General features: G+C 42.3%; 28 protein-coding genes and 1 pseudogene. 27 read left to right on the forward strand and 2 right to left on the reverse strand.

What is annotated here, in order from left to right:
* Window positions 1–286: 286 nt before the first annotated feature.
* On the reverse strand, window positions 287–2,041 hold the full coding sequence (gene sppA / locus FHG67_RS12115) for a signal peptide peptidase SppA (RefSeq protein ID WP_061231085.1): 1,755 nt from the start codon (window positions 2,039–2,041) through the stop codon (window positions 287–289).
* 109 nt (window positions 2,042–2,150) lie between these two features.
* Between sppA and uvrA the strand changes: the two genes are divergently transcribed.
* Window positions 2,151–5,048, forward strand: a complete 2,898-nt coding sequence (gene uvrA, locus FHG67_RS12120; RefSeq protein ID WP_142499806.1) for an excinuclease ABC subunit UvrA — start codon at window positions 2,151–2,153, stop codon at window positions 5,046–5,048.
* 38 nt (window positions 5,049–5,086) lie between these two features.
* A complete protein-coding gene (locus tag FHG67_RS12125; protein WP_004497496.1) occupies window positions 5,087–6,136 on the forward strand; it encodes an acyl-CoA dehydrogenase family protein in 1,050 nt (349 codons plus the stop codon).
* Window positions 6,137–6,170: 34 nt separating this feature from the next.
* Here the strand turns inward: FHG67_RS12125 and FHG67_RS21770 are convergent.
* A pseudogene (locus FHG67_RS21770) lies at window positions 6,171–6,982 on the reverse strand (IS5 family transposase).
* Between the two features lie 340 nt (window positions 6,983–7,322).
* On the opposite strand from FHG67_RS21770, the gene FHG67_RS12145 reads away from it, so the two are divergent.
* The 25 genes from FHG67_RS12145 to FHG67_RS12265 all read left to right on the forward strand — a co-directional run bounded on the left by FHG67_RS12145 (window position 7,323) and on the right by FHG67_RS12265 (window position 21,268).
* On the forward strand, window positions 7,323–8,207 hold the full coding sequence (locus tag FHG67_RS12145) for a S1/P1 nuclease (protein WP_004497495.1): 885 nt from the start codon (window positions 7,323–7,325) through the stop codon (window positions 8,205–8,207).
* A 247-nt stretch (window positions 8,208–8,454) separates the two neighbouring features.
* Window positions 8,455–8,850, forward strand: a complete 396-nt coding sequence (locus FHG67_RS12150; protein WP_080634023.1) for a hypothetical protein — start codon at window positions 8,455–8,457, stop codon at window positions 8,848–8,850.
* A gap of 2 nt (window positions 8,851–8,852) precedes the next feature.
* A complete protein-coding gene (locus tag FHG67_RS12155) occupies window positions 8,853–9,074 on the forward strand; it encodes a hypothetical protein (RefSeq protein WP_004501335.1) in 222 nt (73 codons plus the stop codon).
* Entirely contained in the window at window positions 9,071–9,295 is a 225-nt protein-coding gene (locus tag FHG67_RS22395) for a hypothetical protein (RefSeq protein ID WP_036075240.1), read from the forward strand. Before FHG67_RS12155 ends, FHG67_RS22395 begins: the two co-directional genes overlap by 4 nt.
* On the forward strand, window positions 9,292–9,666 hold the full coding sequence (locus FHG67_RS12165) for a hypothetical protein (protein ID WP_004497419.1): 375 nt from the start codon (window positions 9,292–9,294) through the stop codon (window positions 9,664–9,666). The genes FHG67_RS22395 and FHG67_RS12165 overlap by 4 nt, the downstream gene beginning before the upstream one ends.
* Window positions 9,663–9,866, forward strand: a complete 204-nt coding sequence (locus tag FHG67_RS12170; protein WP_004497340.1) for a hypothetical protein — start codon at window positions 9,663–9,665, stop codon at window positions 9,864–9,866. The genes FHG67_RS12165 and FHG67_RS12170 overlap by 4 nt, the downstream gene beginning before the upstream one ends.
* Window positions 9,847–10,053, forward strand: a complete 207-nt coding sequence (locus tag FHG67_RS22400) for a hypothetical protein (RefSeq protein WP_080634022.1) — start codon at window positions 9,847–9,849, stop codon at window positions 10,051–10,053. Before FHG67_RS12170 ends, FHG67_RS22400 begins: the two co-directional genes overlap by 20 nt.
* A 436-nt stretch (window positions 10,054–10,489) precedes the next feature.
* A complete protein-coding gene (locus FHG67_RS12185) occupies window positions 10,490–10,741 on the forward strand; it encodes a hypothetical protein (RefSeq protein ID WP_004501341.1) in 252 nt (83 codons plus the stop codon).
* Window positions 10,734–10,922 carry a hypothetical protein gene (locus FHG67_RS12190; protein WP_004501309.1) on the forward strand — a complete coding sequence of 63 codons (189 nt, stop codon included), beginning with the start codon at window positions 10,734–10,736 and terminating at the stop codon, window positions 10,920–10,922. Before FHG67_RS12185 ends, FHG67_RS12190 begins: the two co-directional genes overlap by 8 nt.
* The gene (locus FHG67_RS12195; protein WP_004501339.1) at window positions 10,922–11,728 is read left to right on the forward strand and encodes a hypothetical protein; all 807 of its coding nucleotides are present in this window, start codon (window positions 10,922–10,924) and stop codon (window positions 11,726–11,728) included. Before FHG67_RS12190 ends, FHG67_RS12195 begins: the two co-directional genes overlap by 1 nt.
* Window positions 11,729–11,875: 147 nt before the next feature.
* Window positions 11,876–12,031 (forward strand): hypothetical protein, encoded by a 156-nt coding sequence (locus tag FHG67_RS21775; protein WP_004501316.1) that lies wholly within the window; start codon window positions 11,876–11,878, stop codon window positions 12,029–12,031.
* A gap of 249 nt (window positions 12,032–12,280) precedes the next feature.
* Window positions 12,281–12,475: a hypothetical protein gene (locus tag FHG67_RS21780; RefSeq protein ID WP_004501345.1), complete on the forward strand. Its 195-nt coding sequence runs from the start codon at window positions 12,281–12,283 to the stop codon at window positions 12,473–12,475.
* The gene (locus FHG67_RS12205; RefSeq protein ID WP_004501350.1) at window positions 12,468–12,851 is read left to right on the forward strand and encodes a DUF736 family protein; all 384 of its coding nucleotides are present in this window, start codon (window positions 12,468–12,470) and stop codon (window positions 12,849–12,851) included. Before FHG67_RS21780 ends, FHG67_RS12205 begins: the two co-directional genes overlap by 8 nt.
* A 169-nt stretch (window positions 12,852–13,020) precedes the next feature.
* Window positions 13,021–14,172, forward strand: coding sequence for a replication initiation factor domain-containing protein (locus FHG67_RS12210; protein WP_004501334.1), 1,152 nt, complete (start codon window positions 13,021–13,023; stop codon window positions 14,170–14,172).
* 133 nt (window positions 14,173–14,305) lie between these two features.
* Window positions 14,306–14,566 carry a DUF4160 domain-containing protein gene (locus FHG67_RS12215; protein ID WP_061231181.1) on the forward strand — a complete coding sequence of 87 codons (261 nt, stop codon included), beginning with the start codon at window positions 14,306–14,308 and terminating at the stop codon, window positions 14,564–14,566.
* A 1-nt stretch (window position 14,567) separates the two neighbouring features.
* Window positions 14,568–14,834 carry a DUF2442 domain-containing protein gene (locus tag FHG67_RS12220; protein WP_061231182.1) on the forward strand — a complete coding sequence of 89 codons (267 nt, stop codon included), beginning with the start codon at window positions 14,568–14,570 and terminating at the stop codon, window positions 14,832–14,834.
* 43 nt (window positions 14,835–14,877) lie between these two features.
* On the forward strand, window positions 14,878–15,429 hold the full coding sequence (locus tag FHG67_RS12225) for a hypothetical protein (protein ID WP_061231183.1): 552 nt from the start codon (window positions 14,878–14,880) through the stop codon (window positions 15,427–15,429).
* 96 nt (window positions 15,430–15,525) lie between these two features.
* A complete protein-coding gene (locus FHG67_RS12230) occupies window positions 15,526–16,635 on the forward strand; it encodes a hypothetical protein (protein WP_061231184.1) in 1,110 nt (369 codons plus the stop codon).
* Between the two features lie 2 nt (window positions 16,636–16,637).
* Entirely contained in the window at window positions 16,638–16,823 is a 186-nt protein-coding gene (locus FHG67_RS12235; RefSeq protein WP_061231185.1) for a hypothetical protein, read from the forward strand.
* Window positions 16,824–16,856: 33 nt separating this feature from the next.
* Window positions 16,857–17,408 (forward strand): hypothetical protein, encoded by a 552-nt coding sequence (locus FHG67_RS12240; protein WP_004497334.1) that lies wholly within the window; start codon window positions 16,857–16,859, stop codon window positions 17,406–17,408.
* 42 nt (window positions 17,409–17,450) lie between these two features.
* Complete coding sequence (locus FHG67_RS12245) at window positions 17,451–18,134, forward strand: hypothetical protein (RefSeq protein ID WP_004497383.1); 684 nt, start codon at window positions 17,451–17,453, stop codon at window positions 18,132–18,134.
* 21 nt (window positions 18,135–18,155) lie between these two features.
* On the forward strand, window positions 18,156–18,575 hold the full coding sequence (locus FHG67_RS12250; RefSeq protein WP_172616531.1) for a hypothetical protein: 420 nt from the start codon (window positions 18,156–18,158) through the stop codon (window positions 18,573–18,575).
* Window positions 18,576–18,587: 12 nt separating this feature from the next.
* The gene (locus FHG67_RS12255; RefSeq protein WP_004497452.1) at window positions 18,588–19,280 is read left to right on the forward strand and encodes a hypothetical protein; all 693 of its coding nucleotides are present in this window, start codon (window positions 18,588–18,590) and stop codon (window positions 19,278–19,280) included.
* 3 nt (window positions 19,281–19,283) lie between these two features.
* Window positions 19,284–20,819, forward strand: a complete 1,536-nt coding sequence (locus FHG67_RS12260) for a hypothetical protein (RefSeq protein WP_004497274.1) — start codon at window positions 19,284–19,286, stop codon at window positions 20,817–20,819.
* A complete protein-coding gene (locus FHG67_RS12265; protein WP_004497447.1) occupies window positions 20,816–21,268 on the forward strand; it encodes a D-Ala-D-Ala carboxypeptidase family metallohydrolase in 453 nt (150 codons plus the stop codon). The genes FHG67_RS12260 and FHG67_RS12265 overlap by 4 nt, the downstream gene beginning before the upstream one ends.
* Window position 21,269: the final 1 nt, after the last annotated feature.

Below are 21,269 nucleotides of genomic sequence, written 5' to 3' on the forward strand. Positions count from 1 at the left end.
TCTAACCCACAATTTTCAAGCCCAGAAGGGGGCGTCATTTGTCTTAGGAAATTTGCAATGAGAGCAAAGATGAAAACTGAACATAATAAATCCGACATCTTATTATTTAACGAGAATTCGGTGGTCGAAAATGAGAAAGAATTTTCTAAAAGTAGGAGTTCCTACTTTTAGAATTTGTTCGTAAAATCGCGGTTTGTGTAGCCCCACATTTTAAAATCAATTTACAAAGTTCAAATTCCTACAAAAAATGAATCGTGCCGAACTCACGTTATTTATGAAATAGAACTCAACCTTGATTCCAAAACGAGGATTGTACCAAGAACTCCGCTTCCGTGCATTGAAATTTTCTTCTCAAGGGATCCATCATATTGATGGAAGTAGATTGCAAAACCTCCGGAAAAGGAGAAGCGAAATTTCCGCCCAATCGATTGATTAAAAACCCAGGCTTTAAAGATCTAAGAAAATTCTGAAATGTGAAAAGGGTGGGTAAATATCGAATCTCCAACCGTTGCGTTTTTAATTCCTGTTTAATATCTTCTAATAAACCCAAAAAGTCCGTGATGGAATCGATCATCTTTTCCTTTAAAAATTGACTAGATGTGAAAACTCTTCCCTGACCGAATCGTTTATCCAAAGTCGAGATTGGAATTTTTCTCGCCTCGGAAACTCGTTTGTAAAAAAGTCCTTCCGATTCTTGGATTTCCCGTTCCATCAACTTTTTGGATTCTGGATGAATCGGCCCATACTCGGAAAGAAGATCTCTGTATTTGTAAAAGCCGACCCTGTCCTTAGTCACTCCCAATTTAGAGTAAAAGTTTTTCAGATCCAAACGAAGAGAAATGCTACCGATACTTCCAACAATTCCATATGGAGAGGCGTAAATTTTTGAAGCCCCGCAGGAAAGATAATAACCCCCGCTTGCAGAAACGTTTTGTACATATGCGTAAACCGGTTTCTTCTTTTGTAATTTTAGAATTTCTTGATAGAGAAGTTCCGAAACAAAGGCCGAACCTCCGGGAGAATCCACCTCCAGAACGACCGCTTTTACGGAAGATTCGTCTCTCAGTTCCTTGAGCGCATTTCGAACTGCGTAATACGAAATTCCATCTGTTTTACCTTCTCCCTTACCGATCGTGTCGTGATGAATCGTTCCTTTGAGCGGAAGAACCGCGACGATCGGAGCCCTCTTCGGAAGTAGTTTAAAATTTCTTAATTTAGAAAAACGATATAAAGAAGAAAGAGTCAATTCTTTTGCGAGTGGCTTTTGATCTTCTTTTTCGTTTTCGTAGTTTAAATAAAGAAAATTCTCCTTAAAATCCTCTTCGTTTAGAAATCCTGTGATGAATTTTCTTTCCTTGAACGTTTTTGCGGATAGAAAAGGTTCAGAAAAAGTTTTGAGCGCAAAGCCAGTATAACATTTAAAAAGAGACTCCAAATCGTCCGTCATCTGTTTTAAGAGAGAGTTTAGATTTTCTCGCGCTTTCGGCGAAAATTTATCCCTTTGAAAGGATTCTCCGAAGGATTTATACGGCCCGCTTTGGAAAGTTTCCACTTTTACCCCCCATTTCTTGCCAGCATTCCCGAAAAAAAATGACTCTGTAGAGGGTAAAACGGGAAAGAATTCCGACGATTCCGAACTGAATCTTTCATTACAGATTCCTAAAAGAAATAAGGATTTGAGTCCGCCGGTAAGCGCAAATCCCTCCAGAGTGACTCCGGATTCTTTCAGAATCCGTAATCCTTCCGCTATGCTTAAGACTTCACCGAATCCGTATTCCGGTTGCTGAATCAAAACCGAAACTTTTTTCAACCCGGGAACTTGAGAAAGTAGTTTGAGCTCTAACAGAAAATCCGTGAAAAAAGCATTTTCCTCTTTGGAGGAAAGTAATCTCATCAAAAAAGATTTACGATGGTTTGTAAATTCGGATGGAATTTCCAAAAAGTAGTGACGATTCGATAAGAATCGAAATCGAATCCAACGGATCAGTTGAAAAATGAGTCGGAACGGAATCAACACGATTTGGAGAAAATTTAGAAACATGACGCCAGTTTGAGAATTGGATTCCTACTGAAAAAGAAGAATTTCTTTTAGGAAAGGAGTTTTCAGATTTTAGTACACCGTAAATTCTAAAAAGAGAGAGGGTATTTCATTGCAGGAAATTCGGATTCGCGGAGCAAGAGAACACAACCTTAAAAACATTAACGTGGATATTCCCAGAGATAAGCTCGTAGTTATTACGGGTTTATCCGGTTCCGGAAAATCTTCTCTCGCGTTTGATACGATCTATGCGGAAGGTCAGAGAAGGTATGTGGAAAGTTTGTCCGCATACGCACGTCAATTTTTGGGTCAGATGGAAAAACCCGATCTGGATCTGATCGAAGGTCTTTCGCCCGCCATTTCCATAGAACAAAAAACGACCCATCGAAATCCGAGATCCACTGTCGGAACAGTTACAGAAATCTACGATTATCTCAGGCTTTTATATGCCCGAGTCGGAAAACCGCATTGTCCAGAATGTGGAACTCCGATTCAATCCATGTCCGTCGATCAGATCACCGCGCGGGTTCTCGCGTTTCCGGAAGGAGCCAAACTACAGATTCTCGCGCCTATCGTTGCGGGAAAAAAAGGAGAACACAAGGATGTTCTCGAAAAAATCCGCAAAGACGGTTTCAATCGGGTAAGAATCAACGGAGAAATCCGAACCCTCGACGAAGAGATCGTATTAAAAAAGAATTTTAAGACCTCCATCGAAATCGTAGTCGATCGAATCGTGATGAAGGATGGAATTCGCAGCCGTCTCGCCGATTCCGTGGAAACCGCTCTCAAACAATCCGAAGGTCTCGTGATTTTGGATGACGGTTCCAAGGATCATATTCTTTCGCAGAAGATGGCTTGTCCGAACGGACATGATATCGGTTTTACCGAACTTTCTCCTCGAATGTTTTCCTTCAATTCTCCTTATGGAGCTTGTGAGGCCTGCGACGGTTTGGGAAGTTTGCTCGAATTCGACGAAGATCTTTTGGTCAACGATCCCGAACTTTCTCTGGTGGACGGTTGTATCGAAGCCTGGGCCGGTTCCAAGAGCAACGGCTTTTGGTTTATGGCTACATTGAAGTCCTTATCCGATTCTTTAAAGTTTAAGATGAACACTCCTTGGAAGGATCTTCCCGAAAAAACGAGACAAACGATTTTGTACGGAGATAAGAAAATCAAAATCGAATACGATTTCCGAGGAGCCAATTCCCATTACGAATTCACGAAAGAATACGAGGGTGTGATTCCGAATCTGCAAAGAAGATACAAGGATACAAAATCGGATTCCATGCGACAGTGGTTCGAATCCTACATGACCAATCATCCTTGTCCTTCCTGCAAAGGCAAACGTCTGAAACGGGAAAGTCTTTCCGTAAAGGTGCATAATGTTCCCGTGGACGAATTCACTTCGTATTCGATCGAAAGAGCCTTGAAGTTCGTCGAAAGTCTCAAGGTTACCGGAGCGGAGGAAATCATCGCGAAACCGATCTTGAAGGAAATTCATCAGAGACTTTCCTTCTTAAACGACGTAGGAGTCGGTTATTTAACCCTGGAAAGAAGCGCGGGCTCCTTGTCGGGAGGAGAAGCGCAGCGTATCCGACTTGCGACTCAGATCGGTTCGAGACTGATGGGTGTTCTTTACATTCTGGACGAACCTTCCATCGGTCTTCATCAAAGAGACAACACAAAGTTGATCTCTACTCTTAAAAATCTGAGAGATTTGGGAAACACCGTTCTTGTGGTGGAACATGATCACGAAACCATGGAAGAATCCGATTGGCTGATCGACATGGGTCCTGGCGCAGGAGTTCACGGAGGTTCCGTAGTTTGCGCGGGAACTCCCACGGACGTGGCCAAACACAAGGATTCTCTTACCGGTAAATATCTTTCCGGAAGAAGAAACGTTCCGATTCCCGCAAAGCTCAGGACCGGAAACGGAAATCGGCTTCAGATCATCGGAGCCAAAGAAAACAATCTCAAGAACATAGACGTAAACATTCCTCTTGGAAAGTTAGTCGTCATTACGGGCGTTTCCGGTTCCGGCAAGTCCACTCTCATCAACGACATTCTCTACAACGCCGCCGCGCATAAAGTGATGAAGATGAAAACCTTGGCGGGAAAACACAAATCGATCAAAGGTTTCGAGAACATCGACAAGATCATCAATATCGACCAATCTCCGATCGGTAGAACTCCCCGTTCCAATCCCGCGACTTACACGGGATTGTTTACTCCGATACGGGAAATGTTTTCGGGTCTGGAAGAGGCGAAACTACGCGGTTACGGTCCGGGGAGATTCAGCTTTAACGTGAGCGGAGGACGCTGCGAAACCTGCGAAGGCGACGGGATTCTCAAGATCGAAATGCACTTTCTGCCGGACGTGTACGTGACCTGCGAAGTTTGCAAAGGAAAACGATACAATCAAGAAACATTAGAAGTTCGTTATAAAGGAAAGAATATATTCGACGTTCTTGAAATGACCGTGGAGGACGCGAACCAATTCTTCGAAAACATTCCCATCGTAAAAAGAAAATTGGAAACCCTTTTGGAAGTGGGACTCGGTTACATACGGCTCGGACAACCCGCGACCACATTCTCCGGAGGAGAAGCGCAAAGAATCAAACTCGCGACGGAGCTTTCCAAACGGCCGACCGGAAAAACATTGTATATCCTCGACGAACCCACGACCGGACTTCATTTCGAAGACGTTAGACACCTTTCCGAAGTGCTTCACACGCTTGTGGATCGAGGCAATTCTATGATCGTGATCGAACACAATCTGGACGTGATCAAACAAGCGGATTGGATTGTGGACATGGGACCCGAAGGAGGGGATGGGGGAGGGTGTGTCATAGCGGAAGGGATTCCGAAAGATGTGGCAAAAGTAAAAAATTCCTATACAGGTCAATATCTTAAGAAAGTATTTGCATCCGAAAACGGTAAAACCCCTGTATCATCGAGCGGCTCTTCGAGTAAAAACGGAATACAGAAAAAAAAACCGCCCGGGAAATAAAATGAAAAGTGAATCGTTAAAATATCCAACGAGGCATTATGAATTTAAAAGAATTCTTATCTTCTATCCCATCCGATGAATATAAAACCGTTTTTAGGGACGCACTTCCATACTTAGTAGAGGAAGGATACTTTGAAGCAATCGCTGGAGGTTCCTTTGAAACGTTTCACAAAAAAATCTATCAATTAGGTTCTTATCCGAGAGGGATTGGACTCGGAATCGCGATGATGGCGCAAACCAATGTCGCGGGAAGGGTTTTAAAATTTGTTTCGGACGGTTTTTTAAACGAAAACGGAACGACCAGAGTTTTTCAGAGAGAAGAAACGATCTCAATTGGCGCCAGACTTTTAAAGGAAATAAGTTCTGGGAAAGATATTATTTCTATGGGAGTCAGTGAATCAGGATGGAAAGGAAGGATTTCCAATATCGCCACTAGATATCGGATTGAAAATAATCGAATTATCTTGAGTTTATCCAAATCTTTTTTAACAAATGGCGCAAACTGTAGCGGATTTTTGATCGTAGCAAAGTCACCTTCCGAAACATTCGACGTAATTTATATAGCCCGTGATTCTTACGGTCTTGAATTGGAAGTATTCGATTTAGAATACGCCAAAGAAGCAACTCACTGTAGACTTAAAGGGAACGATTTGTCTCTTCCTTTGAAAAATTTATTCTTTTTTAACTACCAAAACTTTGCGCCCGAAATCCATCTCTCGGAAATGTTATCTGCTTCAGCGCTTTTTTGCGGCTACGTGGATTTTATTCTAAAAACTCTTTTGAAAGAGAAAAAAGACGTGGACCCAAAAATCGCCGGGAAAATCATTGATATTCAACAATTGTTATATTCAAAAGTTATCGATATATCCAAAAAAAAGGATCAAGATCCGAATTTTAGAATGGAAGGAATTCATCCTTACGGCTATGAAACGGCTTTAGATTTGATTTATTCCTGGCTTACGGATTTGGTAAGCGGAGTGGAATTATCTAACATGTTTCCAGACATAGGACTTTTTTATTCCATTCACCCAGGTAAAACCCCGATCTATCAGAAGAACATTCTAAAAAAAATAAGATCCTTGCGTTAAAACAAGTTTTACTAAGAGGAGCGTGTCCCAAAACCTATCTCCGCGACATCCTAAATAAAATAAGAGCGGATACGAGTTGAAATAATGCGGTGTAATTTTGGAGTTTGAATTCCCAACAAGTTTTTATTCCCCTAAAAGCATTAAACCAAGCAAAAGTGCGTTCAACAGTCCATCTAAAAGGTTTTTAAGGGGTAATCTTTTCTGGTTTTTTAGCGTTCTTCTTATTTGGAATTCGATACTTAATTTTATCCTTTTTTAACTTACTTTTAATCGCGTTAGTTGAATAAGCTTTATCTAATGAAATAATCTGCGGCTTCAAGATCCTGTAATTCCGCAATATTCTAAATTTTGCTAAATTAGGAAATAATAATTTAGAATCATGAGTTTCAGCAGAAGCGATTACAAAGGCTACAATTGTGCTCCACGCCTATCGACGAGAATATGCCTTTTAATCCCTCTTTTGCCCCGATCCGTCGGGTTTTTCGACCCGTGAAGACCTCCCTTTTGGAGCCTTCGCGAAGCTTCCGTCTGCTGCCATTCTTTTCGTTCTAATTTTAACAGAACGCTCATAAAGTTTTAAGGCTTCCTTCTCAATTTTATCAAATACTCCAGCTGCTACCCATGCCTGAAATCTTCTATGTAACGTTGATTTTGATCCGAACATCGAGGGTATATATCTCCACTGAACTCCCGTTCGAACTCTGTAAAATATTGCTGCCATTACTTTTCTATCCTCTACTCGGGGACGACGCCTTTCAGTCGGTTTGTTTTAATCTTTGGTAATAAGGGATAAAGCCGTCTCCATATCTTTTCCGGAATATCTAAAGGACCTAATTCTGTTTTCATTAGTCAGTTTTATTTCCTTAAACTATCGGTATAACCAGGTTTTGGGACACGCTCTAACGGTAAATGAAGAAAACAATTGATTTTTCCTAAACTTTCAAGTTAAAACGCTTACAAAACACGAAGTTAGACTCCAAACAAATCTTTAAAAAAATTGAAATCTTAAAACAGACAACTTTGAAAGTTGTTTGAGACAATCAAAGTTTCAAAAGACTATTAAAATACATACTATTATTTTAATATTGTGTTACTTAAGAAGTATAATATATATACATCTGTTTTTAAATTTTACTTGTAAATAAATTTCAAGTTTTCAAAAATTTTACAAGGAAAAATGAATTCTATGAAAACAATCAATCGTATAAAATTCACGGCTTTAACTATAATCGTTTTATTAGGAAATTCAAATGTTTATGCCTGGGGACATCAGGGGCACAAAGCAATTGGAATTATTGCGCAACATCTATTGGCTAATTCCAAAGAATTTGAAGAAATTAATAACATTCTAGGAGGTTTCACTTTAGAAGAGATATCAACATGTCCTGATGAACTTAGAGTATTCCAATCTGCAAAGAAGCCGATGAGCCCAGTTTGCAATCAAATCTTTACTAATCCCGAGCCACCTACAAACACCGGTTCGTGGCATTTTATAGACACTCCCATTTCACAGTCCAATCATCCTACGCACGAAGATATAGTAAAGGCTTGCAAATCCGCTTGCGTAATCACTGAGATAGATAGATGGAGTAATATATTAGCAGATGCTACTCAGGCTAATGCTAAGAGATTACAGGCTCTTTCATTTGTTGTGCATTTTATTGGAGATATACACCAACCTTTGCATGTCGCGGAAAGGAATCATGATTTTGGCGGCAATAAAGTAAAAGTGAGGATCGGGAAATATAAGACTAACTTACACAGTTTCTGGGATACAAATTTAGTAGATTATATCAGTACAAATCCCATCTCAACGACTATCCTTCTAAAATCAGATATAGCTTTTGCACAAACTGAAGCACAAACTACTCCCGAAACCTGGGCGCTTCAAGGTTTTCAATTTGCTCGTAATGTCGCTTATGACGGGATTCCTATCGATTATTCTTCTATCGTAAAGATTTCAAATACATATATCCAAAACGCTATACCAGTAGTGAAGCATCAGCTGGCAAGCGCAGGGGTCAGATTATCGCAACATCTCACTAAGATATTTTCAAGTCCCCGTAAATAAAACATGAAAATGGAATATAAAAGAAATTTTAAATTTAATATTTTCGGGGAAAAGAAGAAAAAACCTCTGCCTTTACCAATTCATTGAACGCGAGTTTTTTACATGATTCTCAAAAACAGTTTGGAGTAGATTCTTATGTGAGGCAACGAGTGGCTTCCCATAATAGGTATTATTGTCCCTAAACATTATGTCGCGTTAGATAACATTTCTAAATAATATAGTTTAGTGGTTATTACTGAATTATATTATGACTGAATCAAAATTTCAAACTGAAAGAATTTCTAATAATGGCATATTCGATGATTCGAATATGAAGTTAATACGACGTTCTAAAATACAAATAGGGGAGGGTGACACTCCCTCTATTATTCCAAACCGACTCACTCACGCCTTGCGGCAAACCGTAAACGAAACAATCACCCCCGAGGCACTGTCTCGAATTGCAACCGGCCTAACTGCACTTCTCGAACAAACTCAAACCGTAAAATTCCATATTTCCGAATTCTCTCACGTAATGAAAAAAACGAGAGAACTCGGAGCCGCCGCCGGTTGTCACGAAACCGGAATCGCCGCCCGTGTGTATACCAAGCAGGAATTAATGAAACTGATCATACAACTCAAGGACCTTTACAGGAAGTATTGAACATGGAAACGGAATTTACATTAGATGAATTGCGCGAGTTGAGTTATCTCGTTTGGAACAAAAAAACAAAATTGCGTGAGCAGGCTGATGGCTATACGAGATCGAAAGCTATTTGTGACGATGCTATTTTTAAAAAATTGGCGGAACGAACCGAAGCGGAATTCGAGTTATTTAAAAACCTTGAATCTAAATTAGAAAAAATGAAACATTCGGTTCTCATATGAACGAATATTTTATCTACTTCAGAGAGTTGAGTGGTTTTGCACGAGTTTTTAGAATACGATCTAAAAGCCTGTTGGGAGCAAAACAACGGGCGTCGAGAATATTCAGCCAACGGTCTGGCCTGTTGGTTTCGGCGATAGAGATTCAAGACGCGGATTCAACTGACCCGTTTTGGGTAGCGCACAGATTTATCGGATCAAAAAAGTGGAGTTCGTTCGCATGAAAGTTGTTTCGATCGAATTCAGTCACGGTCCTGTCGCAATATATGCACACTCGTTCGAGTCGGAACGGGTGACGATGCACGTAAAAGAATTTCTCTCGACGTTTCGACAATTCCAGGACGTAACACATGAGTTGAGTCCTGGAATTGGACGCGTAACGATTTGTTCCACGAATCCCAGCCTGTTTTCATTCACATTGCCCGAAAGGATCGGAACCCTGCATCTACATTTTTCAAACGGTAGAGAGACGATTGAGCAGGACGTGGTTATTTCGATTCTGCACAATCAGGAACGGAAAATCGCAATGGAGAAATTATTAACCACACTTCGATTATTAATACAAACCGCTAAACCGGAGCATATATCAGCATGAAGTATTTCAAATATTCAATTTTCTTTTTTTCCGGAACGGCGGTTGCATTTTTTATTTCGTTTTGGATTGAAACGTTAAACGCAGAACCGCATGAGGGCGCACTTTTGTTTGAGTCGTTTGCGTGGTATGCGTCTACGTTTGTCGCGGGCGTATGTGGTTTTTTGCATGGGAGTAGGGCAAATGAAAAACTTCGTGGATGAGTTAAATACCGAACTCAAATCCAAAGGGTTGCCGGAAGTCCAGCGCGGCAGCCAAACGCAACTCAAAACGTGCGCAAGTTGCGGGCGCGGTTCAACCGTATTATATTCAATGAATCGTTGCAGAGTGTGCATATCAACCGGCTACCGGAATCGTTTTTTACCACCGGGACGGATTAAGTTTTTTTAATATTCAATGAGACATAAAGGGAGATTAAATGGAAGGTCTTTTAATTTTTATCATATTTTTGATGGTTTTCATGTGCTTTTTTATAGTTTGCTCCGCTTCAATATCATCACAGCCTAGAACGAAAACACGAACAGATGCGGGAAAACGTGCCATTGACGCGATGCGTGGACTCAAGAGCCTAAGTAAAAGACTTTGTGTTTTTTCTGAAACTTTGAAGTTTCAGAAAACAATGTTAGATAACGTTTTTGAATATGATGAAAATCCGGACTATGTCCATATACGAACCGAATTAGAAAATCTGATAAAGTTAGTAGATTCTAAAGTTCTAAAATACGAGTGAGATAATGGAACTATTTCTAATACTACTCATCGGAACGTCTGTGTCGTTTGGACTGTTCTATCTCGATCACGTAGCGAACATACGAGCGAATAAATAATGAGTTATCTCGACGAAATCATAACGGAAGAACTGAGCAAGTTGTTCGGAATCGTAAAAAACAGATTTCAGAGAGAGTTTGAGAAAGGGATTCAAAATGTATCGTCGGAACTGCAAACGTATATAACGCAAGGTGACAAACATAATGAATCTGAAATATTTGAGTTTATGTTATGCGAGCAGTGTGAGCGTTATCATTTCGAAAACGAAAAACACGTCTGCAATATGTTAAGGGGAAAACGGAATGCCTAAAACGTTACGAACGACCGACTTTGTCTCAGAGGTGAAAGACCTCGCAAGACGCGGATATACCAAAACGGACATATCCAAAAAGCTTTCCGAAAAATATTCTTCAGACGGGAAACGAATCTGTCCGGCGACAATTCGTAGGGCACTCACAGAAGGGCCGTTTAGAGGGAAAGGGAAACAATAATGGCATTGGATCTAAAAACAGCCAGACGAACACTCTCGAACTTGGCAACCAGTACGGGCCCCGAATCCAGTTATCGAATAGAGTTTTTGAATGTAAAAACGGAAATGTTTTTCTCAATCAAAAAGCTTTCGATCCCCGGAAGCCTTCCTTCCGGAACGTATCGGGCTGAAGTGTTCGAGGTCACGAGTGAAGGCGAGAAAACGCTTTCCAATTTTGAATTCAGTATCCCGTTCAAAGACGAGTTTGAAATACAAAATCCGATTTCAATTACTCCACCGGTAGAGGTTCAAGGTCCGAAGGATGTGAATTTAAGTATATTGTTAGAATTACGTAAACAAGATCAAATCTCACACGAGAACGAACGACAATTGTGGGAAACGAAACTGGACGGACTCCGCGCGGCGTATGAGGCGGAAAGCAGACGACTGAATGAGTCACACAAAAACGAAATCGATCGAATTAACAAAGACTGGGAATACAAGTTAGAGATAACAAAAAACAATCAGCTTTTGTTAGAGGCAGAACGGACCAAACTCACGCGAGCGATTGAATCGCGAGTCAAAGGGGAACTCAAAAACGGTTCTCAGACTGAAGGTTTTGATCTGACTAAGGCCCTTGAAAATCCACTCGTATTATCTCTACTCGGCAAAACTCTCGGAATCGAAGTTCCGAATATACCGACCGGTAACGCCAACGGAATCGATATGGCTCAGATTATGCAACTCGCGTCCGGCCTCATGAACCAAAGCCCTTCCACCGGCGGCCCAACAAACAGCATCATGGAAATAATCAATCGAGGTAAGTAATGGAAGAAAGAATTAAGAAATTGGAATATAGCAATTCGCTATTGATTGCGGTACTAGAAACATTGTATCCGTTGTTTTCAAAACATCTGTCATCCGAGCAACGAGAACAAATCAACCTGGCACTACGTGAGGCGAAGAAGGAGTAATATGAATAACGAAATCGAATCGGTAACGATTGTGTTCCGGGACAAAACGGTGGTCGTTTTGGATGTTGCATCCATGAGGATCATTAGTCCCGCAATGGTGGAACAAATCCAAACGGCAGTTGAAAACTCTGGAGTGGTTCCGAGCAACAGTGTCTAAGGCCTATGTTTACGATCCACGGAAAACGCGTCTGCGTCGTGTGCGGTATACGCCTAAAAACGATGGACTCGACTGGCAACGAGAACTGTATTCCGTGTTTTGCTGCACGTTAGTTCCACCGGAATCGTATTGACCGGAATGGAAAGCGATCCATGAAAAAATCGGACTGCCTGGAGTGGGATTCCTGTAAATCCCCCGACGGTAGTCGGGAAGCATTCAAATTAAAGAATATACCAAAAGGAAAAACAAATGTTAGAAACAACAAAAACGACAATCAAACGAATCACGGAAACGGAAGGGGTAAAATACGAAATTTACATTCCGAGGGACGAAAATTCGATCCTCATCTATTTGGATGAGGGTAGTTTTTTGTCTTTGATGGAAACGCTGCGAGAAGCGTTTGAGCATGCGGGCAAAAACTTTGAGGTGAAATCCAATGAGTAAAACAGTCGGACGTATGGAAGAGAGGGTAGATAAAAAGGAGGGAGTGAAATTTTTTAACTTAGAAATCAGTTTTCCGTTTTCGCCTAAGATGGAATTTTACGTGAGAGAAAATTCTAAAAAAAACGCGCCCGATGCCAAGGCCTCCGCACCCGATTTCCTTGTTTACTACGCACGGAATCAGGTGGGAGCCGCTTGGAAAAAGACATCTAAGAACAACTCTACAGAATATCTTTCTTGCGAGATAATGGCACCCCTGCATCTACAGGGCAAGCTGAATTTTGCGTTGTTTCCGGACCCGGACGCACCTGGGGACTACAACGTTTCGTATTCGGAACCGATGGAGAAAAAACCGTCTCAAGAAGAGGTTCCGTATTAATGGCTTTATTTGTATGGCTGGGAAGCTAAGGGAATAAGGCCCACGTAAAGGCAGACCGGGGGACAATACCGTCCTCCGGTTTTTTTTGTGCCCGGATTTTTCCGGGGTGGAGGGGGGAGAGTAATACCCCCCCGCTAACTTAATTTTAATAAAAACAAAGGGGAAACTAATGGATGAAGTTATTTCTAAAACTTCCGTTCCTGATTTTTTAAAACGTCCGTTTGTGGACTGGCTTTCATTTACCGTGGAATATTCGGACGTATCTTGGACGTGGCTCCAAAATACGTTTGGGGAATTAAAAGTAGAAGAGAAAGGATACAAGACCGGCCATACGCACACGTTCCGGGCAAGCGGGGATGTGTTCGGTGCGTTCTCTCCGAATAGACGGAGTCAAAAAATTTACGTGTCTTTGTCGTCGAAGGCCCTTTTTAATTTAGGACTTTCCGCGGACGGCCTTTCTAAATTGATTGAGGAGGCGATTCAGTTAAAGGGTAGATTTACCCGGATTGATTTAGCCCAAGATGATTATGAGGGTCTTTTAAATCTGGATCGTATCTATGAAAAATTGGATCGAAAAGAAGTCCTTACGCGTTTTCGAGGATACACCGAGTTTGAGGCGATTGGCGATAGAATAGAATCGGGTTCTCTATTTGTCGATCCAAAGCTTGGAAAAATGGGATATACGTTGTATATCGGAGCGATGAGAAAGAGTAACGTATTCGTCCGAATTTATGACAAAAAATTACAGGTAGGTCCGGAATGTGTGTGGCCAATTTGGAATCGGTTGGAATTTCAGTTAATGGGTCCGGCCGCCGATCAGTATTGTAATCCCACATGGAACGTAAATCCGGAGACCGGCGAAATTCTAAATACGAACGAACGTTTTCCGGATCCACGACGTGCGAGGTTTGAAGATAGGAGTTTTCCTAAAACCGCGTATTACTATATTAAGTTTTTGGAACCTACGTATGTTCAGAAAACAAATAGTTTAGGGCATTACTATTTATCCGAAAAACAAAAACATTTTTGGATTCCTTGTAAATGGTGGACCGGGTTTTTAAAAACTTCACAAGGCCAAACGATCGGATTGCCGAAGCATGAGACTGGACTCGAAGAAATAGACAACTGGTTACGGAATCAAGTTGCTGGAGCATTTTCGCTGATGGCTGACCTGCATGGAGACAATTATTCTGAAGATTTAAGAGCGGAAGGGACCGAAAAACAAAAAAGGAACAAAAAATACCAGAGACTAAAAGAAGAATTTTTAGAGAAAAAATCAAAATCGAAAGCTTTGGAACCAAAAAATGAGGTCCCGTTTTAAAAAATGGAACTTATTCGGCACTTGTTCGAGACTTATTCGGAACATATCGCTTTTCAAATTGCACTTGTTCGGAACATATCTGGAACTTGTTCGGGAATTGTATGGAACTTAAAAACAAAAACGGAATGGAAAAATGCCTTTAATCAGCGAATTCTATGGAATTAAAATATACATAAACTACTTAGACCACAATCCTCCTCATATTCACGTCTATTACGCCGAACATTCCGCTGTAATTGGAATCAATGACTTAAAGGTCATGGAGGGACATTTACCGAAGGTTGCGAAAAAATTGGTTTTGGAATGGATGTTTAAAAATCGAAAAGCGTTGCAAAAAAATTGGGATCGTGCTACCAAAAGGGAAGCGCTCGTTAAAATAAAGCCGTTAGATTAGTATGAAAAAAATTATCAGTGTAAAACCGGAATTTGATTCCCTATCCGTTCGAGTTAAATTTGATTCGGGGGAAGATTTTATGTTTAATCTTTCTGACAATCTTTTCGGCCCGATCGGAACCGAACTTAAAAAACGTTCCCAATTCGATTCTGTAAAAGTGGACCCGCTGACGGGTTCAATCGAGTGGGAAAATGGGTTTGATGTTTGTCCGGATTTTCTCTACAAAGAATATAAAAAACAGAGCAAACGAAGTTTTAAAAAAATTTAAACGGTCTCTGTACTTTTTTCTCAAAATGTGATTTCCTATTTCCATGAAATCACTTCTAAATCTACCTCAAAAAAATCATCCAGCCGTTCGGGAACTAATCCGCGTCGTAGCGGCAAATCCCGAACAGTTCGAACGATTAAAACCGACCCTAACCAAACTGGAATCGTATGAGGATACGGTAATGGATGTGTTCCGACTTGCGTATCAATATCCGGAAGATCTTGGAGAATATACGAATAAAAGTATATTCGAATTGTATAACGTTGTTCGATTACTTCCGTATCACGCGGACCCGATAGGCCTTGAAACAGTCAGTCGTTTTAAATACACAAAGGATTTAAATTTTCCGATTAGAGACTGTGACGACAAAACAGTTCCGATTTTAGCAAAAGCGATTCTCGACAAAATTCCATGCCGCGCTGTCGTGTGCGGAAAAGGAATCCGGCCTCATCATATCTACCCCGAAATCCAGTTAAACGGACATTGGATCCCGGCTGACGCAACGTATCCGGAACGATCCGTATTCGGACAAAAACTCTACGGAGAAATGTTTCGACGTGAGTTCTACCTCACTGATTTTCAAAAAAAATTCTAAAAACAGAACTTGTGTGGAACTTGTCTGAGACATATAACCCCAACCTAAAAATTCGAAGCTTGTACTAGAGGGCGAAATAGATTACTCTGTTGACAGATGAGTAATCGACTGACACTCGAAGGCGACCCGACATTACCGGAAGATTTTCAAATTACCCGGGTATATGGAAAGTATATTCCAAAAACGGAATTGAACGGAGAACTGTCCGGCGATTTGTATGTGGAACGAATCGACGGATACTCTCCCAGAGTAGCGCAACTGAACGGATTCGATGACGCCAAGCACTCCGAGTTTTTCGGAACCTTCGTTCACGACGACGCGATTCCGATTTCTCTTTCCGGTGACGAACTCGGTGCCTGGGGTGCCCTTTTAAAGGCGTTTAAATTCAAAGCACCGGCAATCAAAATGCCGGCACTTCGAGGCTTCAAACTAAACACTCGGGGGTTATCTCGTGGATTTTCTAACGTTGGAAAGAGCATCGGAAAGGTTGGAAAAGAAGTTCAAAAAGGGGTTAAAAATTATGCCAAGGCGCATCAAAAAGCGTTTAAGGACATAGGGAAAGGCCTTGGCAAAGGGCTGAAGGGCGTGGGCGATATAGTCGGCCAAGTCGCACAAGGCGGCATGGGACTACTCCAGTCCATGGGACAAGGGCAGGGCCAAGGCGAAGAACAAACTGAACCAACCGAAGAAGAGTCGTTAGACGAAACTCAAAACTACGAAGATCCCGGTTATTCCGAAGAAGCAGAAAACTACTCGGAAGTTCCGGACGAAATTCCAACGGATGAATCAATGGAAGAAGAAGTAAACGGAGAACTCGGATTTTTACCAACGGCAATGATGGCGGCGGGAACCGCGGGCCAACTGTTCAATTCGTTTAACAGTATGCAACAGCAAAACACGGCGGCCAAACACGCGCGTTCTATGGACAAACTAAACTCGTTTGCCTCCCTACTAAAACCCCAACCGAAGGCAGTGGCAAAAAAGCCGGTTCCTAAAAAAGCGGTATCAAACTCGTCATTCTCTAATCCGAAACTGGCACAAACTCCGGAAGGGGGTTACAAACTCAGTTATTCCAATCGGAACATGGACCCCGATTCGGGCGGTGGATCCACAGAAAAGAAAGATGATAAAAACCTAATGTATATCGGTGGCGCAATTGCCGCCGGTGCGCTGGTTTTCGTAATGATGAATAAAAAAGGGAAATAACAATGGCATTAAAAAAACCTAAAAAACTAAAACTACCGAAAAAACCAAAACGGTCGGCCTCCCCGGAGATAAAACAGCGTTATCTCGATAGAGTAGCCGAAGTTGAAAAACAAAACAAAACGAAGCTTTCCAATTACGAGACTCGCAAGAAAAAGGACAACGAACTGAATCGTAAGATTTACGGATAGAGTTCGTTTCACAAAAAATCCAGGAAAAACAAAATGGCATTCAATCTACAAAAAGAATTCGATAAAAAAACTCTCATAGGGGTCGTCATAGGGGTTGCAACACTCGCGGGGTCGTATCTCGCACAGAACTTTGTTCCGGAATCTCTGGACACAAAGAAAAAATTACGGCCGATCGTAGTTCCCATACTCGTTGCAATCATAGCGGCATTGGCAATCAAAAAACGGGAATACAAACCCTTTGCAATCACCGGATCCGCGATTATGTTAATATTCGGAATTCTGAAACTGTTGGATGAAGAAAAGTCCGAAGACAAGAAAATCTTGAAAAAAATCTTCGGAGTGAGTTTGGCCGGAGACAGACAAGAATTAGATTTTCAGAATATGAGTGAACTGAAAGGTTTCGTCGACGCGGCGACCCAGGTCGACGGAGACGGGTATATAGAGATTTCCGCCCCTATGGCAAACCAAATTCACGGGGAAGAAGTCCTGTATGGAGAAGACGAGATTCATGGGGACGAAGTTCTTCTCGGGGACGACGAAATCCACGGTGAGGAAGTTCTCTACGGGGATGAGGTTTTACTCTAACACACGAAACCATTTTTTAAATTTTTAAGGAAAAAAAACACAATGTCACGCAGAATACACAGCAAATTCACCACAGTAAAAAATCCGGACGGGACTACATCCAAGGTTAAAAAGGTATCTCCTGAACTTCAATTCTACTACAAAACATTGGGGTCCGCGATTCCGATTGATTACCAGAAACGTTCCTATTCGTTTTTTAAAAACCTACCGGGAGAGATTAAAAATTACGAACCTGGTTCCAACCCACTTCCGAATAATTTCGGGAAGGTGGCACTTCTCTATTTCGGAGTCGCTGGCCCGAATATGGGAATGATTTCGATCAACGAAGCGACTGTGGGCGCGGTAGACGTTATCGAACGAATTCGAAATTCCGCCACTGTAACGTTAAAAACCGGTGGGGATATAAATCACGTAGAAGCGCTTCGTAATATCCTCGAACCGATGCCGTTTATTTTTAGAACCACAGACGTTGGTTCCGCAAGCACCGGATTGATTCGTCCACCGATTCAGAGTTCACAGAGAAAGTCTCACTCTGCGTGGATCAAACGCAGTGATGCGTTAGTCGTTCCGTTTGAATCACCACTCCCAGTCAGAACAAACGAGTCTCTGGAGTTGGAACTTACAATCGCAGACGGTGTAACGATTCCTAACTCCGCGGACGGTTACTATCTCATCGCATATCTGGGAGTAGAGGCAGGCTTTTCCCGGGGAACAGCAGAGAGATAACGGATGCATAACGTGAATACGATGCCAAACAAGCCGGTAGCAAAACCTACCGGCGTCGTCAGACCCTTCAGACAAAAATACGATATCGTATTGTCGAGTGAGTGTTCCGCGTTGTCTGCGAATAGTCAGTCTCAGAAGGTTCTATCAATCAAAAACGATCGCAGTAGATCGATTCAGATTCGGGCGATCGCACTCGTTTACAAAACGGGCTTAGAAGATTGTTTGATCGAAATCAAACGATCGGGTGCAAACGGGGAACTCGTAACGGGACAAACTCAAATTTCAGTCATCGGTCGTGATCGGACCAAAGACAAAACACTCGATTTTCCTGTAGAGTTCCTTCTCGGGGACACACTTGAAATTGAACTTCATGTCAAAACGAAAGCGGTTCCGCTCTCCGCGGGTGACGTTTGTATGTCCCTACTGGGTGAATACGTCTAACGTTGGTTATGTATGAGCCAGGAAGTTTTGTTCTCAAAAAAATTGGCGTTTTCTGCGGAGAATATTCTAAACCCGCAGACTAACGAAGTTTTGTTCGAAACTTCCGTTCCGAAATCGGCATACAATTTGCCGGGGAATATGGAATTTACAGTTGTTGCAATCAGACTGAAACCCACTCAGAAACAAAAAATCAAATCGATTCTGTGGACTCTGTCTCAGAACTATTCGTATGTTCGTAAATCATACATCCCGGTTCAATGGTTGAATTTTTTCGGGACCTCCGATCCGACGTTATCCGGAATCCTAAAGAACTTTTCAGATCCGGAAATTCTTTCCTCGTTAGTAACCCTGGACGGTGTATCGGTTCCGAACCTCGCAACTGCGAAAACTCTCTCGTTCAAAACGGAAAACTCGGACAAAATCGCTTCAAACCGTCTGCGGTTTTCCAGTTTTGGTCCCAACTATGATTTTCTTTTCGCTCCCCGAAACAACGGGGTGAAAAGTATTTTTGATAACATAGAGCCGTTTTTTTCGGTCTCTATGATCGACTCTCTGGATTCTCAAATCAAAATCCCAATTCCAAGACAATATGAGTATCTACTAATATTCCCATACGCGTCTTCTCCGACTCCCGTTTCAAAGTCTCAGACCAAAAGTAATGTTTCTATTTCGTCTCTCTTAAATTTAGTCATCGAGGAAGATTAATATATGCCCTGGATTCAGGTGGAGACAGGTCGTTTTGAAAACGGTTCCGGTTGGATTTTGGAAAATGACGGAATCTTCGGCTGGATTATGTATAGCGAGGAGATTGAGGATGAGTTTCCGGACACGTTCCTGGTCCTTTCGGACCTATTTACAAATCCGGGATTATCCGTAATTACAGCCGATCCAGCAACCGGAAAACTGCCGACTCAGTATCTGCCTGCACTCGCAATCAATGATACGTTTGTTGTGAACAGTCAAGCCGGGATGTTGTCCCTCATTGCACAACGCGGGGATATTGCGGTGAGAACGGATCTGCCCGGTCCCGGGATGTTTATTCTCGCGGGGGATGATCCTGCGTTTTTACCGAACTGGATTCCGCTGACAACTACCTATCCGGATTGGAGTAATATCCAAAATAGACCGACTTCGTTTCCGTCGTCTAATCACGATCACGATTCCCGTTACTATACAAAGTTGGAATCCGATAACTCATTATTACAGAAACGGAATATATCCGTTCCGATTCCTGTAGAGGATATTACAACGGATGAGTTGCATCAGTTTGTTACAGACGCAGAGAAAATTGTGTGGAACAATCCACCCGTTTCCGACTGGAATACGATTGCAAACAAACCGGCTTCTTTTCCGTCTTCCGCACACGATCATGATTCCCGCTATTATACCAAATTGGAAATCGACTCCTCATTATTACAAAAACGGAATGTGTCTATTCCGATTACCGCGACGGAAGTTACAGAGGATACGACTCACCGTTTCGTAACGGATGCAGAGAAAGTCGCTTGGAACGCGGCCGCCGGTGGTGGTTTTCAGGTTCCACTGGGTGGAATTACAGAAGATCCGTTCGATCAGCTACCGAGTTCTAATTTCAAAGAAACGAATTGGCAGGAAATTTCTCGCTCTACGTTTGCAACACTTTGGAATTTGGTCTATCGAACGGTTACGAGTATCGCACCGTTAACAGACAGAGTTAATGTCACGGCGCACGGTCTTGCAGAAGGGCAGTTAATTAAATTTTCATTCACGGGCGGCGGAATCACCGCACTCACAAATTATTATGTTCGTAACCCTACCGCAAACGATTTTCAAATCTCTCTAAATCCTACGGGTGGGGTAGTAAATCTAACGTCCTCTCAAACCGGGGAACTGATTACAAATGTGGAATATGGTTTTGGAAACGGAGTCAGCACGTTTAACGTTCCCGATCGTCGAGGAATCTTTCCCAGGGGTGCGGGGGTTCACGGAAGTAGAACGAAAACGACAGGCGCATACTACGACGGTGGATCGGTTGGGTTTGCGGGTCAAGACAGGCAAATTCCGCACCGTCACCAACAGTATGCCGGGGATATTGCCGGTGGAACTTACAACCAGGGCGGACGATATGGGGATTCCGGCGGGCCAAGCGCGGCTACAATTCTGTATACGGGTTCCCCCGTATCCGACGGAACCGGAAGCCCTCGAAGTGGGGATGAAGTGGCCCCCGCCTGGGTTGCAGTAAAATACAAAGTGAGAGTGCTATGAACCTTTCTAAAAACTTTACGTTAGCCGAATTAACGGTTACTCAGACGGGTCTTCCAAACGTTCCCGACGAAAAACAAATCGCAAATTTAAAACGACTTTGTGAAACAATCCTCGAGCCTTTGCGTGAGACAATCGGGTGCCCGGTCGGGATCAATTCCGGTTATCGTTCCCCGGCCGTGAACAGAAAAGTCAAGGGAAGTGTAACGTCCCAGCACATGGCAGGCGAAGCCGCGGACATTTGTGTTGTGGGAATGAGCACTCTGGACCTTGTGAAAATAATTGTGAGGTTGAAATTGCCATTTCATCAACTCATCAACGAAGGGACTGCGACAGGAGTTACCTGGGTTCACGTTTCTGTTGCGCCTATTGGAATTAAACCGAAACGGGAAATTCTAAACGCGTTTGGGATCCCCGGAAAAATGAAATACCAACGGGTTTCGGTAGGATAAC

This window comes from Leptospira weilii (assembly GCF_006874765.1).
GTDB classification, from domain to species: Bacteria; Spirochaetota; Leptospiria; order Leptospirales; family Leptospiraceae; genus Leptospira; species Leptospira weilii.

What these genes read in the sequence shown, in the direction of transcription:
- FHG67_RS12145 (WP_004497495.1), top strand. Translation starts at nt 7,323, where the DNA reads ATGAAAACAATCAATCGTATAAAATTCACGGCTTTAACTATAATCGTT.
- FHG67_RS12165 (WP_004497419.1), top strand. Translation starts at nt 9,292, where the DNA reads ATGAAAGTTGTTTCGATCGAATTCAGTCACGGTCCTGTCGCAATATAT.
- FHG67_RS12210 (WP_004501334.1), top strand. Translation starts at nt 13,021, where the DNA reads ATGGATGAAGTTATTTCTAAAACTTCCGTTCCTGATTTTTTAAAACGT.
- FHG67_RS12215 (WP_061231181.1), top strand. Translation starts at nt 14,306, where the DNA reads ATGCCTTTAATCAGCGAATTCTATGGAATTAAAATATACATAAACTAC.
- FHG67_RS12150 (WP_080634023.1), top strand. Translation starts at nt 8,455, where the DNA reads ATGACTGAATCAAAATTTCAAACTGAAAGAATTTCTAATAATGGCATA.
- FHG67_RS12170 (WP_004497340.1), top strand. Translation starts at nt 9,663, where the DNA reads ATGAAGTATTTCAAATATTCAATTTTCTTTTTTTCCGGAACGGCGGTT.
- FHG67_RS21780 (WP_004501345.1), top strand. Translation starts at nt 12,281, where the DNA reads ATGTTAGAAACAACAAAAACGACAATCAAACGAATCACGGAAACGGAA.
- FHG67_RS12235 (WP_061231185.1), top strand. Translation starts at nt 16,638, where the DNA reads ATGGCATTAAAAAAACCTAAAAAACTAAAACTACCGAAAAAACCAAAA.
- sppA (WP_061231085.1), bottom strand. Translation starts at nt 2,041, where the DNA reads ATGTTTCTAAATTTTCTCCAAATCGTGTTGATTCCGTTCCGACTCATT.
- FHG67_RS12190 (WP_004501309.1), top strand. Translation starts at nt 10,734, where the DNA reads ATGCCTAAAACGTTACGAACGACCGACTTTGTCTCAGAGGTGAAAGAC.
- FHG67_RS12225 (WP_061231183.1), top strand. Translation starts at nt 14,878, where the DNA reads ATGAAATCACTTCTAAATCTACCTCAAAAAAATCATCCAGCCGTTCGG.
- FHG67_RS12125 (WP_004497496.1), top strand. Translation starts at nt 5,087, where the DNA reads ATGAATTTAAAAGAATTCTTATCTTCTATCCCATCCGATGAATATAAA.
- FHG67_RS12255 (WP_004497452.1), top strand. Translation starts at nt 18,588, where the DNA reads ATGAGCCAGGAAGTTTTGTTCTCAAAAAAATTGGCGTTTTCTGCGGAG.
- FHG67_RS12155 (WP_004501335.1), top strand. Translation starts at nt 8,853, where the DNA reads ATGGAAACGGAATTTACATTAGATGAATTGCGCGAGTTGAGTTATCTC.
- FHG67_RS12220 (WP_061231182.1), top strand. Translation starts at nt 14,568, where the DNA reads ATGAAAAAAATTATCAGTGTAAAACCGGAATTTGATTCCCTATCCGTT.
- FHG67_RS21775 (WP_004501316.1), top strand. Translation starts at nt 11,876, where the DNA reads ATGAATAACGAAATCGAATCGGTAACGATTGTGTTCCGGGACAAAACG.
- FHG67_RS12195 (WP_004501339.1), top strand. Translation starts at nt 10,922, where the DNA reads ATGGCATTGGATCTAAAAACAGCCAGACGAACACTCTCGAACTTGGCA.
- FHG67_RS22400 (WP_080634022.1), top strand. Translation starts at nt 9,847, where the DNA reads ATGAAAAACTTCGTGGATGAGTTAAATACCGAACTCAAATCCAAAGGG.
- FHG67_RS12260 (WP_004497274.1), top strand. Translation starts at nt 19,284, where the DNA reads ATGCCCTGGATTCAGGTGGAGACAGGTCGTTTTGAAAACGGTTCCGGT.
- FHG67_RS12265 (WP_004497447.1), top strand. Translation starts at nt 20,816, where the DNA reads ATGAACCTTTCTAAAAACTTTACGTTAGCCGAATTAACGGTTACTCAG.
- FHG67_RS12250 (WP_172616531.1), top strand. Translation starts at nt 18,156, where the DNA reads ATGCCAAACAAGCCGGTAGCAAAACCTACCGGCGTCGTCAGACCCTTC.
- FHG67_RS12245 (WP_004497383.1), top strand. Translation starts at nt 17,451, where the DNA reads ATGTCACGCAGAATACACAGCAAATTCACCACAGTAAAAAATCCGGAC.
- FHG67_RS12205 (WP_004501350.1), top strand. Translation starts at nt 12,468, where the DNA reads ATGAGTAAAACAGTCGGACGTATGGAAGAGAGGGTAGATAAAAAGGAG.
- FHG67_RS12185 (WP_004501341.1), top strand. Translation starts at nt 10,490, where the DNA reads ATGAGTTATCTCGACGAAATCATAACGGAAGAACTGAGCAAGTTGTTC.
- FHG67_RS12230 (WP_061231184.1), top strand. Translation starts at nt 15,526, where the DNA reads ATGAGTAATCGACTGACACTCGAAGGCGACCCGACATTACCGGAAGAT.
- FHG67_RS12240 (WP_004497334.1), top strand. Translation starts at nt 16,857, where the DNA reads ATGGCATTCAATCTACAAAAAGAATTCGATAAAAAAACTCTCATAGGG.
- FHG67_RS22395 (WP_036075240.1), top strand. Translation starts at nt 9,071, where the DNA reads ATGAACGAATATTTTATCTACTTCAGAGAGTTGAGTGGTTTTGCACGA.